This is a genomic window from Rhodococcus sp. SJ-2 (assembly GCF_053750035.1).
On sequence record NZ_CM132340.1, the window covers coordinates 2,417,435 to 2,430,172 of the forward strand.

Below are 12,738 nucleotides of genomic sequence, written 5' to 3' on the forward strand. Positions count from 1 at the left end.
CCGATCCGTGAGAGCGGGCGATGACGCGGACAGTCGTCCGCGTGATCAGCGGAAATGCGAGAACAAGGGAGCGCAGCGCATGGCACGACAGTCGATTCGTCGCAAAGGAAAAATTCGTAGACGGCGTGTCGTCCTCGGCCGGCCGCTGCGCAACGGATGGCGCCCGATCGCGACACGTGCCGCTGTGGTCGGTATCGCGCCTGCCTTGCTCGCAGGCGCGGCCGTCGGCGTTCTCGTCAGCAGCGGCTCGGACGGTCCCGAGGTCCGGCAGGCCGTCTCCGCCGACACACCCTTCACTTTCAGCGGTCAGGGCCACGGCCACGGTCGCGGCATGGGCCAGTGGGGCGCCTACGGTTACGCGCAGGACGGCTGGACGGCCGAGCGCATCGTCGGCCACTACTACGGCGGTACCACGCTGGGCACCGTCGAAGACTCCATGATCGCCGTGCGTCTCTCTGGACTCGACGACCACAGCCTCGACGTCTACTCCGACGCAGGCCTCACCGTCGCGGGCAGGCAGGTCGGCCCAGGGGAGGCCGCCCACCTCACCCCGAACGCAGACGGGGGTGCGAACGTCGTGGTGACCGCCGGTTGCAGCGGCGACGTGCTGTGGCAGGGCGCCACAGATATGCCATGGGTCGACCCGGTGGATCTCGGCGAGGATCGTCCCAGGGAGGAACACCTCAAGCTCTGCTCAGGCGACACCGCCTACCGCGGCGCGATCGGTGTGGCGCTCGAAGGAGACGCCGCACGCACCGTCAATCGTCTGAACGTCGAGGACTACCTCCGCAGTGTCGTTCCCGCCGAGGCCCTGCCCGGTTGGGCCGACACGGGCGGGGCTGAAGCGCTACGTGCACAGGCCATCGCGGCTCGCTCGTACGCCCTCGCAGAAAAGCGCAATGAGAAGTGGCAGACCTGCGACACGACGAGCTGCCAGGTGTACGGCGGTTCCGGCACGGAGGATCCCCGGACCGATGACGCCATTCGCACCACCCGTGGACAGGCGCTGATGAAGGACGGCGCGGTGGTCCGCAGCGAATTCTCGGCATCGACCGGCGGGTACAGCGCGGGCGGAACCTTTCCTCCGGTCGAGGACCTCGGCGACAGGGTCGCACCCAACCGGCAGTGGGCCAAGACGGTCACCGCCGGCGAGATCGGCACGGCATTCGGCGTCGGGGAACTCCAGAACATCGAGGTCATCGCCCGCAACAACCTCGGCGACGCGGGAGGTCGCGCTACCCAGGTGCGCGTGATCGGCTCCGACCGGACGATCGAGACCACCGGTGCCGAGGCACGTGCCAAACTCGGTCTGCGGTCCGACTGGTTCAGCGTGCAGGAAGGCGCCGAAGCAGCGGTGCCTCCGCCGACGCCTGCGCCGGAGATCGACACCGAGGTGGGGGCCCTCCGGTTCGAGACCGGTGACAGTTCGGAGATCCAGTCGAAGTACCTCGAACTCGGCGGGGTCGAGGGCCTTCTCGGCTCGCCCGTCGGACCCGAACTGATGCTTCCGGACGAACGCGGCAAGTTCCGCATCTTCACCGGCGGCGCGATCGTCTGGACCCCCGATCTCGGCGCCCAGGTCATCGAGTCGAGCTTCCTGCGTGACTGGTTCCCGAGCACCGGAAGCGCCGAATAGCGCAGGCCGAAGCGCAGCGCCGGAAGGTCGGCTGCTCGTCCCGGAAATGTCGGCTGCTTGACATTGACGCAGCGTCAAGATGCACGCTGGGTATCGAGCAGAACCGAAGGGGCGAACATGGGGCGCGAATGGTCGATCCAGGAGCTATCCCGGGAGGCCGGAGTCACCAGCCGAACCCTGCGGCACTACCACGACGTCGGGTTGCTCCCGCCGAGTCGCACGGGACGCAGCGGGATGCGCTTCTACGACTCGGATGCCTTGGTTCGGCTGCAGCGGATCCTGCTGCTGCGCGACCTCGGTCTCGGACTACCCGCGATCCGCGACGCCCTCGCCGACCGCCGGGATACGGCGGGTGCGCTGCGTACTCATCTGGAGATGCTCCAACACGAGCGAACCCAACTCGAACGCCGAATCCGGGCGGTTCGCGCGACCCTCGAGAAAACAGAGAAAGGAGAAGAACTCATGGCGACCGAAGTATTCGACGGGTTCGATCACACGCAATACCGCGAAGAGGTGACCGAACGCTGGGGCGCGCGGGCGTACGCCACCGGCGACCGGTGGTGGCGCGGGCTGAGCGAGCACGAACGGCGCGACTGGCAGTCGCACGTCGCCCGGCTGAGCGCAGACTGGGCGGCCGCGGCTCAGGCGGGTCTCGACCCGCACGGAGAGCAGGCCCAGGACCTCGTACGCCGTCACATCGAATGGTTGTCGTCCGTTCCGGGCACGCCCGCTCACGGCGCGGACCAGTCCGGCCTGCGTGACTATGTGCTCGGCCTCGCCGATATGTACGTCGAGGACGACCGGTTCGCGGCGAACTACGGCGGCACCGCTGGCGCCGAGTTCGTACGCGCCTCCCTGCAGTATTACCTCTGATCACCCGGCCCTTTCGGGACCCGCCGACGGACCGAAAGGGCACCGGGGTGACAAGGTCGTTACCCTGGTTCTCCGTGACTGCTGCATCAGCGCCCCAGCCCTCTCCCGGTGAGTACGACCTGATCGTCGTCGGCTCCGGATTCTTCGGACTGACGATTGCCGAGCGCGCGGCCACGCAGCTCGGGAAGCGGGTCCTCGTGGTCGAACGCCGCCACCATCTCGGTGGCAACGCGTACTCCGAACCCGAACCGGAGACCGGAATCGAGGTCCACAAGTACGGTGCCCACCTGTTCCACACGTCGAACAAGCGGGTCTGGGATTACGTCACCCAGTTCACCGACTTCACCGGCTACCAGCATCGCGTATTCGCGAAGCATGGCGGTCAGGCCTACCAGTTCCCCATGGGCCTCGGCCTGATCTCCCAGTTCTTCGGGCGCTACTACAGCCCTGACGAAGCGCGGGCACTGATCAAGGAACAGTCCGCCGAGATCTCGACCGCCGACGCCCAGAACCTCGAGGAGAAGGCGATCTCCCTGATCGGCCGTCCCCTCTATGAGGCATTCATCCGCGATTACACCGCCAAGCAGTGGCAGACCGATCCCAAGGAACTGCCCGCAGGCAACATCACCCGCCTGCCCGTGCGGTACACGTTCGACAACCGCTACTTCAACGACACCTACGAGGGTCTGCCCGTCGACGGCTACACCGCGTGGCTCGAGAACATGGCGAAGGATCCGAAGATCGAGATCAGTCTGAACACCGACTGGTTCGAGGTACGCGACGACATCCGCGGCGCGAGCCCCGACGCACCCGTCGTCTACACCGGTCCGCTCGACCGCTACTTCGACTACGCCGAAGGCAAGCTCGGCTGGCGAACCCTGGACTTCGAGACCGAGGTCCTGCCCACCGGTGACTTCCAGGGAACTCCGGTGATGAACTACAACGACGCCGACGTGCCCTTCACCCGCATCCACGAGTTCCGGCACTTCCACCCCGAACGCGACACGTATCCGGCGGACAAGACCGTCATCATGCGTGAGTTCTCGCGTTTCGCGGAGGACGAGGACGAGCCGTACTACCCGATCAACACGTCCGACGACCGCGCGAAGGTCGCCGCCTACCGTGAGCTCGCCAAGAAGGAAGCTGCGGCGAACAAGGTGCTGTTCGGTGGCCGTCTCGGCACCTACCAGTACCTCGATATGCACATGGCGATCGCGAGCGCGTTGACGATGTTCGACAACACTGTGGCGCCGCACTTCGAATCGGGTGCGCCGATCGCGGGGGATGCCTCATGAGCCGATCGACCACCACCGTCGCGCCGGCGCCCGACGCATCGGACAGCGACTCGCTCGGTAAAGCGCTGCTCCAGCGGATCATCCTGCCTCGACCGGGTGAACCTCTGGATGTGCGGACCCTCTACATCGAGGAATCGTCCACCAACGCGCGACGGGCACACGCGTCGAGCCGAACCGAGCTGAACATCGGTGCCGAGTCCGAGGTGTCGCTGTGCACCTATTTCAATGCGTTCCCCGCGAGCTACTGGCGTCGGTGGAGCACGCTGAACTCGGTGGTGCTGCGACTCGAGCTCACTGGTCACGGTCGAATCGACATCTATCGCAGTAAGGCAGATTCGAGCCGCATCCACGTGCAGGGCCGTGAGTTCGAGGGCACCGGCGTCGTCCTCGAACTCGAGACCGATCTCGGCCCGTTCGAGGACGGCGGATGGATCTGGTTCGACGTCACCACCGACACCGACGTCACCGTCCACGCAGCAGGCTGGTTCGCGCCGGTCGAGGCACCCGGCAAAGCCTCGGTCGCGGTGGGTATCCCCACGTTCAACCGTCCGGCCGATTGTGTCGCGGCGCTGCGCGCGCTGGCGTCCGATTCGCTGGTGATGGATGTCATCGACGCAATGATCATCCCGGACCAGGGCACCAAGAAGGTTCGTGACCAGGACGGTTTCGCCGAGGCGGCAGCGCCGTTCGGCGACCGGCTGGTCATCCACGACCAGGCCAACCTCGGTGGGTCCGGTGGCTACAGCCGCATCATGTACGAGGCGCTGAAGACCACCTCCGCCCCCTACATCCTGTTCATGGACGACGACATCGAGATCGAACCCGACTCGATCCTGCGCGCACTCGCGTTCTCACGGTTCGCCAAGTCCCCGACGCTGGTCGGCGGGCAGATGCTCAACCTGCAGGAGCGCAGCCACCTCCACACGATGGGTGAGGTCGTCGACCGGTCGGTCTTCATGTGGACGGCGGCCCCGAACGTCGAATACGACCACGACTTCTCCGCGTATCCGCTGCGCGACCGCGAGAACTCGAAACTGCTGCATCGCCGCATCGACGTCGATTTCAACGGCTGGTGGATGTGCATGATCCCGCGCGTCGTCGCGGAGGAGATCGGGCAGCCGCTACCGCTGTTCATCAAGTGGGACGACACCGAATACGGGCTGCGTGCCCGCGCCGCCGGCTACTCCACGGTGACGATGCCCGGCGCCGCGATCTGGCACATGGCGTGGAGCGACAAGGACGACGCCATCGACTGGCAGGCGTACTTCCACCTGCGCAACCGCCTCGTCGTCGCCGCCCTGCACATGCCGGGCGACGGCAAGGGCATGGTCCTCGACACGGTCAAGGCCACCATCAAGCACCTGGTGTGCCTCGAGTACTCGACCGTCGCGATCCAGAACAAGGCCATCGAGGACTTCCTCGCCGGCCCCGAGAACCTCTTCGAGCTACTTCCCAAGGCACTCGGTGACGTGCACGCGCTGCGGAAGAACTTCTCCGACGCTCGCGTGCTGCCTTCGTCGACCGAACTGCCGCTGCCGTCGGGCGCGGAAGTCGGGGCCGTCGGGCTGCCCGAGGGCACACTCGCGAAGATCTCACGACTCGCGAAGGGCGTGCTGCACAGCGTGCGCTCCGAGAACCCGGAGCATCACACCCGGCCGCAGCTCAACGTGCCCACGATCGACGCACGGTGGTTCCTGCTGTCGCAGGTCGACGGCGTGACGGTGACCACCGCGGACGGCCGGGGCGTCGTCTACCGTAAGCGCGACCGCGCGCAGGCACAGGCGCTGCTGACCGAAGCGCTGCGGTTGCGGCGCGAACTTGCACGACGTTTCCCGGAGCTCAAGAGGCGCTACCGGGAGGCGGTTCCCGCCCTGACCAGCAAGAAGGAGTGGGAACATGTCTTCGGTATCGAGGGATGACGTCACTGTCCCGTCCGGTGACGGCACCGCCACCGTGACGATCGACCGCGAGCGCGCGCCGCTCGAAGTGCGTATGTTGCAGACGGTCCAGGGCACCGTCGGCACTCTGCCCGGAGCAACCTCGATCGCCCGCGGCATGTCGCACTTCGGCGAGCATGCGCTCGGCTGGATCGCGATCGGCGCGGCGGGAGCACTGGTGGATCCGAAGCGGCGCACCCGGTGGGCAGGAGTCGCGGTCGGGGCGGTCGGAGCGCACGCAGCGTCGATCGTCATCAAGCGTGTCGTTCGCCGTAAACGTCCGGACCATCCGTCCTTGCAGGTCAACGTGTCGACGCCGAGTCGGCTGAGTTTCCCGTCGTCGCACGCGACGTCCACGACGGCAGCGGCCGTGCTGATGGCGCGCGCCACCGGGCTACCCTTTCCGGCGATGCTCGTGCCGCCGATGCTGTTGTCGCGTCTCGTTCTCGGTGTGCACTATCCGACGGACGTCCTGGCCGGTGCTGCGCTCGGGGCGGCGTCCGCTGCTGTGGTGGCGCGGGCAGAGAAGAAGTTTGGAGAGCGATGAGCGAGGAACCGACACCCGTCTCGGAGGCCCCCAAGAGCCTTCCAGCGGCAATCGTCAAGGCGGTGCGCCCACGACAGTGGGTCAAGAACGTGCTGGTGCTCGCGGCGCCGATGGCGGCGGGGTCCGTCACGGAATCTTCCGTGTTGTTGCCGGTCGCGCTTGCGTTCGTGGTGTTCTGCATGGCGGCGTCAGGGATCTACCTCGTCAACGACGCGTTGGACGTCGAAGCCGACCGGGAACACCCGACCAAGCGGTTCCGGCCGATCGCGGCGGGCGTGCTTCCGCTGCGGCTCGCGTACATCCTGGCCGTCGTGCTGCTCGTCGCCTCGATCGCACTGTCGTTCCTTGCGAACTGGCAGCTCGCGGTGGTGATGGCCGTCTATATCGGCATCCAGCTCGCGTACTGCTTCGGTCTCAAGCATCAGGCCGTCCTCGACATCTGCATCGTCTCGTCGGGCTTCTTGATCCGTGCGATCGCAGGCGGTGTGGCCGCCGAGATCCCGCTGTCGCAGTGGTTCCTGCTGATCATGGCGTTCGGATCGCTGTTCATGGCCGCGGGTAAGCGATACGCGGAACTGCGGCTCGCGACGCGGACGGGTGCGAAGATCCGGAAGTCGCTCGAGTACTACACCGAGACGTACCTGCGGTTCGTGTGGACGCTTGCCGCCACAGCCGTGGTGATCTGCTACGGCCTGTGGGCGTTCGAGCAGGACAACGTCGCCGACTCCAACTGGTACGCGATCTCGATGGTCCCGTTCGTCGTCGCGATCCTGCGATACGCCGTGGATGTCGACGGTGGAGATGCCGGTGAGCCCGAGGAGATTGCACTGGGCGACCGCGTGTTGCAGTTCCTTGCGGTGGTGTGGATCGTGGTGGTCGGCGGTGCTGTCTACCTCTTCTGACGTCGTGGACGGCGTCGACGACAGCGTGGCGGGCAGACCGAGCACCGATCTGCCCGCCCGGTCGGGTCGCCTCGCGACGGGGGTTTTCGCCGGCGGTGTCGTGATCGCGGCACTGCTGATGTTCTGGGGGGCGTGGGAACGCCGCTGGATCGCCGACGACGGCCTGATCGTGTTGCGCACCGTGCGCAACCTGATGGCGGGCAACGGCCCGGTGTTCAACAGTGGTGAGCGGGTCGAGGCCAATACGTCGACCATCTGGACGTACCTCGTCTACGCGGCAGGAGAGCTGAGCGGAATCCGGCTCGAATACGTGGTGCTCACGATCGCCCTCGTGTTGTCGACGGGTGCGATCGTGCTGGCCATGTTCGCCGCCGCGCGGATGTACCGGTGGCGCCTACGGAGCGCCACGGGGACGGTTCTCCTGCTGCCTGCGGGAGTACTCGTCTACATCGCAGTGCCACCCGCGCGTGACTTCGCGACATCGGGGCTCGAGACCTGCCTGGTGATCTGCTGGATCGCGTTGCTGTGGCTGCTACTCGTGAGGTGGGCGACACCCGACTCGACACAGAAGGACCTGCCCGGCACCACCCAGATCCTCGTCACCGCCTTCATCGCGGGTCTCGGTCCGCTCGTGCGCCCGGAACTTGCCATTCTCGCCGCCGGGGCACTGGCCATGTTGTTCCTCGCGCAGGGACTGACATGGCGGGTGCGGGTCGCGATGGTTGCGGTCGCGGGACTGGTGCCTCTGACGTACCAGGTCTGGCGGATGGGTTATTACGGTCTGCCGTACCCGAACACGGCCGTGTCCAAGGACGCGGGCGGAGCCAAGTGGTCGCAGGGGTTCGAGTACCTCGGCAATCTCGTCAGTCCGTACCTGCTGTGGTTGCCGGTGCTGTTCCTGGCAGTCGTCGCCGCGGTGGTGTTGTGGACCACGCGGGCCCCGGCCGGTGGCGGTGCCGTGTCGCCGGAATCGGGGACAGACCTTCGGGCGTGGGTATTGCGTGGTCAGCGGGCGCTGCGAACTCCGACGACCGTCGTGTTCTTCGCCCTTGGTGCCGGTCTGCTGCTGATGCTCTACTCGATGCGCGTCGGCGGCGACTTCATGCACGGTCGTGTGTTGTTGCCCCCGCTGTTCTGCTTCCTGCTTCCCGTTGCGGTCGTGCCGCTGCGGGTGCCGGATCGGTCGGAGATCGGAAACAATCGCGGCACCCGCATGGCCGGTGGGATGGCGCTGCTGTGGCTCGGGACGGTGATCTGGGCATTCTTCGCGTCCAACACCACGGGTATGCCCGAGGGCGCGGTCGTGGGCAGGTCGGGGATCGTCGACGAGCGCGCGTTCTACGTGCTCAACACCGGGCATTCGCATCCGATCCTCGCGAGCGATTACCTCGACTATCCCCGCATGCGCGCAATGGTCGAGGCGATCGAGAACACCCCGGACGGCGGGTTGCTGCTGTCGACGGCCTCGTACGACGTGTGGGACGTTGTTCCGCCACCGCTGCCGATCCCACCGGGCGGTGCCGGGCACACGGTGTACTTCCTGAACCTCGGTATGACGAGCATGAACGTCGGCCTGGATGTGCGGGTCGTGGACCAGATGGGCCTCGCCTATCCGCTCGCGGCCCACACCGAGCGACTCGAGGACGGACGGATCGGGCACGACAAGATCCTGTATCCCGATTGGGTGATCGCGGACTCGGGCATGGTGGACGTCCACCCGTGGATGCCCGCCTATCTCGACGAGGACTGGGTTGCCATGGCCCATGTGGCGCTGACGTGCCCGGAAACGCAGGAGTTGCTCGCGTCGTCGAGCGCAGAGCTCACTTGGCCTCTGTTCAAGCGGAATCTTCGTAACGCGTTCGAATATTCCGGCTATCGCATCGAGCGAGTGCCCAAGTATGAGATTCAGCGCTGCGGTCTGGAAATGCCGGTGCCGCGAGGCTAAGATCCCGCCAGTTTTCGGAGGAATGTCGTATTCGTTCAGTTGACCTGGAGGGATGCGACATTCTGCGTTGCACGGCCGTTCGGTCGACCCGGCGCGCGGCCTTCGGGCAGGTCTCGCTAAGATCACGCCGGATAACGGAGATGTAACGTTCGTACCCTCGGCGAGCGACGAAGTAGTCAAGGCAAGCTCAAGACCTTGGGAATCGGGGTTTGTCAGAGATCACGCTGTCCTTTACAGTCTTGACCGCAGTGTGACTTGAAGGCGACCTTCACCCGGTCGCCGCCGCCGAAATCCGTCGGGGGACGCAGACGCGGACGCCGCAGATCGAGAAAGTGAGCATTGTTCATGCGTTTTGTCCCTAGGTTGTCGCAGGGCCTTCGCAGGCGCCTGCTCGGCACCGCCGCCGCAGCGCTCGTGCTTCCTGTTGCTGCAGGTGTTGCCGGAACGACCGCGGCAGTTGCCGCACCGGCCCAGGCCGCGCCGGTTTCGCATCGCGCGCCTGCCGGAGGTTTCGAAGAGGTCTTCGTCGATTCGGACATGGGTCCGATCAAGGTTCAGATCCAGTGGGCCGCACGCGGTGGCGACGCGGCGCTCTACATGCTCGACGGACTGCGTGCCCGCGACGACGCGAACGCATGGACCTTCGAGACCAACGCCCTGCAGCAGTTCTCGCAGGACAACGTCAGCCTCATCATGCCGGTCGGCGGCCAGGCGAGTTTCTACACCGACTGGTACTCACCGAGTAATTTCAACGGCCAGGACATCACCTACAAGTGGGAGACGTTCCTCACCGAGCAGCTTCCGGCATACCTCGAAACCCGCGGTGTCTCGCGTAGCAACAACGGCATCCTGGGTCTGTCGATGGGCGGTTCCGCTGCCCTGACCCTGGCCGCGTACCACCGCGACCAGTTCCAGTTCGCGTCGTCGCTGTCGGGTTACCTGAACCTGTCGGCCCCCGGTATGCGTGAGGCCATCCGCATCGCGATGCTCGACGCCGGCCGCTTCAACGTCGACTCGATGTGGGGCCCGCCGTGGAACCCCGCGTGGCTGCGCAACGACCCGTTCGTGTTCGCGCCCAAGCTCGAGGGCCTGTCCATGTACATTTCGGCGGCCAGCGGTCTGCCCGGTCAGCACGACAACCCGAAGGGCCTGGTCGGCTTCTACAACACGGCCAACGCCATGGGCCTCGAGGCGCTGTCCCTCGTCCAGACCCGCGCATTCCAGGTCAAGCTCGCGACCCTGGGCATCCCGGCCACGTTCGACTTCCCGTCACGCGGAACCCACGCGTGGAAGTACTGGGAGGACGAGCTGTGGAAGGCACGCCCGCAGATCCTGGACGCACTCAACGCGCACTGATCTGACTGCCAGGCCAAGCACACTGCTTCGACGTCGCCGCCCGATTGCTCCTCACGGAGCGGTCGGGCGGTTTCGTGCATTCGATAACAATTTTCTCACCTGTCACAGCGCGGCTCCCTCACATCACCTTGCTCGACGTGTAGAAACAGGATTCGGGCGTGGCCGATCCGATCGAGGGCCGGCTCCCGCGATACCGAGTCCGCTCTGCGGACGATCTGCAACACCGCAATGCAGGAAGTGAGCGAAGTCGATGCGAACTGTGCATGGTGGCCATCGGGGGAGGCCGAACCAGGGGACGGCCGGGGCGACGGCGAAGCGACGTCTGCTCGGGCTCGTCGCTGCGGCGCTCGTGGCGCCGGTCGGGGCAGGATTGACGACAGTTGCGGTGGCGACGGCGCAGCCGTCGGTCGCCGAGTCCGGCCCGGCTGCGACGCAGGACTCGTCCGGTGCGACGGTACGCAAGGTCGACTGGCTAACCGACCGACGCGTCGCACTCTGGATCGATTCGCCCTCGATGGGCACGCCGATCCAGGTGCAGCTTCTGCTCGCGCGAGATTGGAACCTCACGCCCGAGGCCAGGTTCCCATCGGTGTTCATGCTCGACGGTCTCCGCGCTCGCGACGATGAGAACGGCTGGACGCTCGAGACGGACGCCGAGCAGTTCTTCGCAGACAAGAACGTCAACGTGGTGCTTCCGGTAGGTGGCCAGTCGAGTTTCTACGCCGACTGGCTCGATCAGAACAACGGTCAGACCTACAAGTGGGAGACCTTCCTGACCGAGGAACTGCCGCCCATCCTCGAAAAGGACTGGCGTACCACCGACAAGCGCGGGGTGGTCGGCCTGTCGATGGGTGGCACCGCCGCGATGTTCCTCGCTGCCCGCAACGAGGGCTTCTTCCAATTCGCGGGGTCGCTGTCGGGGATTCTCACCACCACGACACTCGGGATGCCCGAGGCGATTCGTTACGCCATGCAGGACGCGGGCGGATTCGACGTCGACGCGATGTGGGGCGAACCCGGCAGCGAAGGATGGGAGTCCCACGACCCGTATCTGCTCGCCGAGAAACTCCGCGGTGTGAGCATGTATGTCTCGAGTGGCAGCGGCAGCACGGGTCCGTACGATCAACCGACCGCGGTTCCCGGCGTGAGCACCAACTATGCCGGCATGGGGCTCGAGATCCTGTCTCGCCTGACCTCTCAGGCGTTCGCGACGAAGCTCAACAAACTCGGTATCCCCGCGCAGATCGTGTACCGGCCGTCCGGCACGCACTCGTGGCCGTACTGGGAGTTCGAGCTGCACCAGTTGTGGCCGCAGCTCGCCAATACGCTCGGTGTCGAGACCCAGAAACCCGAGTGCGCCCCGCTCGGCGCATTCGGCGATGTCGCGGCCGCGAATCCTTGGCTCGGCGACTGCCTGACGCGCGAGTATCCCGTCGCGGGTGGCTCAGTGCAGGACTTCCGGCATGGCCGGGTGTTCTCGTCCGGCAGCACCGCGGTTCCTGTCGCGGGTGCTATCGGCGGCAAGTACCAGAGCGTGGGCGGTCCTGCCGGACGGCTCGGATACCCGACGACAGAAGAACGCGGCACGGCCGATGGCAGGGGTCGCTTCAATCACTTCCAGAACGGAGCCATCTACTGGACTCCCGAGCACGGAGCCCGCGCGGTGCAAGGCGCGATCTTCGAAGAATGGAAGAAGCAGGGCTGGGAAGCCGGTCCGCTCGGATATCCGGTGCTCGACGAGGTCGGTACCCCGGATCAGCGCGGCAGCGTTCAGGGATTCGAGATCGGCGCGATGTACTGGACCGAAGCGACCGGCGCCAACGCTGTGTTGGGGAAGATTCTGGGCAAATACGGCGAACTCGGCTACGAGACGGGGGTGCTCGGCTATCCGAAGTCGAGCGAGCACGTGATCAAGGATGACGGGCGGTTCTCCGAGTTCGAGCACGGCAACATCTACTGGACCCATCAGAGCGGCGCATGGCCGGTGCGTGGCCGCGTGTTCGAGGCCTGGGTGGCCGAGGGAGCCGAGAACGGTCGGCTCGGCTATCCGATCGGTGACGAGACGCCGATCGAAGGTGGAATCGAGCAGAAGTTCCAGCACGGCTCGGTCTCCGTCGTCGGTGACGTACCCACGGTCCATCCGTGATTCTGTACAGCCCCTCCGTGATTCCCAACATCGGGTGACGTCGTAGGACGCACGGTGCCGGTCGGAGCAGGCGCTCCGGCCGGCACCGTGTGCGCTCTGTA

At 65.9% G+C, this 12,738-nt stretch carries 9 protein-coding genes; all 9 read left to right on the forward strand.

Annotated features, from left to right (window positions below):
* Positions 1 to 79: 79 nt before the first annotated feature.
* The 9 genes from ACSYG9_RS11325 to ACSYG9_RS11365 all read left to right on the forward strand — a co-directional run bounded on the left by ACSYG9_RS11325 (position 80) and on the right by ACSYG9_RS11365 (position 12,637).
* Positions 80 to 1,636 carry a SpoIID/LytB domain-containing protein gene (locus ACSYG9_RS11325; protein WP_440127241.1) on the forward strand — a complete coding sequence of 519 codons (1,557 nt, stop codon included), beginning with the start codon at positions 80 to 82 and terminating at the stop codon, positions 1,634 to 1,636.
* Between the two features lie 117 nt (positions 1,637 to 1,753).
* Entirely contained in the window at positions 1,754 to 2,509 is a 756-nt protein-coding gene (locus tag ACSYG9_RS11330) for a TipAS antibiotic-recognition domain-containing protein (protein ID WP_440127242.1), read from the forward strand.
* Positions 2,510 to 2,583: 74 nt separating this feature from the next.
* The gene (gene glf, locus ACSYG9_RS11335; RefSeq protein ID WP_454842507.1) at positions 2,584 to 3,804 is read left to right on the forward strand and encodes a UDP-galactopyranose mutase; all 1,221 of its coding nucleotides are present in this window, start codon (positions 2,584 to 2,586) and stop codon (positions 3,802 to 3,804) included.
* Positions 3,801 to 5,723: a glycosyltransferase gene (locus ACSYG9_RS11340; RefSeq protein WP_454842510.1), complete on the forward strand. Its 1,923-nt coding sequence runs from the start codon at positions 3,801 to 3,803 to the stop codon at positions 5,721 to 5,723. Before glf ends, ACSYG9_RS11340 begins: the two co-directional genes overlap by 4 nt.
* 73 nt (positions 5,724 to 5,796) lie before the next feature.
* Positions 5,797 to 6,288 carry a phosphatase PAP2 family protein gene (locus ACSYG9_RS11345; protein WP_454842938.1) on the forward strand — a complete coding sequence of 164 codons (492 nt, stop codon included), beginning with the start codon at positions 5,797 to 5,799 and terminating at the stop codon, positions 6,286 to 6,288.
* Positions 6,285 to 7,190, forward strand: coding sequence for a decaprenyl-phosphate phosphoribosyltransferase (locus tag ACSYG9_RS11350; protein ID WP_440127245.1), 906 nt, complete (start codon positions 6,285 to 6,287; stop codon positions 7,188 to 7,190). Before ACSYG9_RS11345 ends, ACSYG9_RS11350 begins: the two co-directional genes overlap by 4 nt.
* 4 nt (positions 7,191 to 7,194) lie before the next feature.
* Positions 7,195 to 9,135, forward strand: coding sequence for a flagellar motor control protein ZomB (gene zomB / locus ACSYG9_RS11355; protein ID WP_454842939.1), 1,941 nt, complete (start codon positions 7,195 to 7,197; stop codon positions 9,133 to 9,135).
* A gap of 345 nt (positions 9,136 to 9,480) precedes the next feature.
* Positions 9,481 to 10,491 (forward strand): alpha/beta hydrolase-fold protein, encoded by a 1,011-nt coding sequence (locus ACSYG9_RS11360; RefSeq protein WP_440127247.1) that lies wholly within the window; start codon positions 9,481 to 9,483, stop codon positions 10,489 to 10,491.
* A 250-nt stretch (positions 10,492 to 10,741) separates the two neighbouring features.
* Positions 10,742 to 12,637: an alpha/beta hydrolase-fold protein gene (locus ACSYG9_RS11365; protein WP_440127248.1), complete on the forward strand. Its 1,896-nt coding sequence runs from the start codon at positions 10,742 to 10,744 to the stop codon at positions 12,635 to 12,637.
* Positions 12,638 to 12,738: the final 101 nt, after the last annotated feature.

Coding starts and splice junctions, on each gene's coding strand:
- ACSYG9_RS11360 (WP_440127247.1), top strand. CDS start 9,481: ATGCGTTTTGTCCCTAGGTTGTCGCAGGGCCTTCGCAGGCGCCTGCTC.
- ACSYG9_RS11350 (WP_440127245.1), top strand. CDS start 6,285: ATGAGCGAGGAACCGACACCCGTCTCGGAGGCCCCCAAGAGCCTTCCA.
- ACSYG9_RS11340 (WP_454842510.1), top strand. CDS start 3,801: ATGAGCCGATCGACCACCACCGTCGCGCCGGCGCCCGACGCATCGGAC.
- ACSYG9_RS11325 (WP_440127241.1), top strand. CDS start 80: ATGGCACGACAGTCGATTCGTCGCAAAGGAAAAATTCGTAGACGGCGT.
- ACSYG9_RS11365 (WP_440127248.1), top strand. CDS start 10,742: ATGCGAACTGTGCATGGTGGCCATCGGGGGAGGCCGAACCAGGGGACG.
- ACSYG9_RS11345 (WP_454842938.1), top strand. CDS start 5,797: ATGTTGCAGACGGTCCAGGGCACCGTCGGCACTCTGCCCGGAGCAACC.
- ACSYG9_RS11330 (WP_440127242.1), top strand. CDS start 1,754: ATGGGGCGCGAATGGTCGATCCAGGAGCTATCCCGGGAGGCCGGAGTC.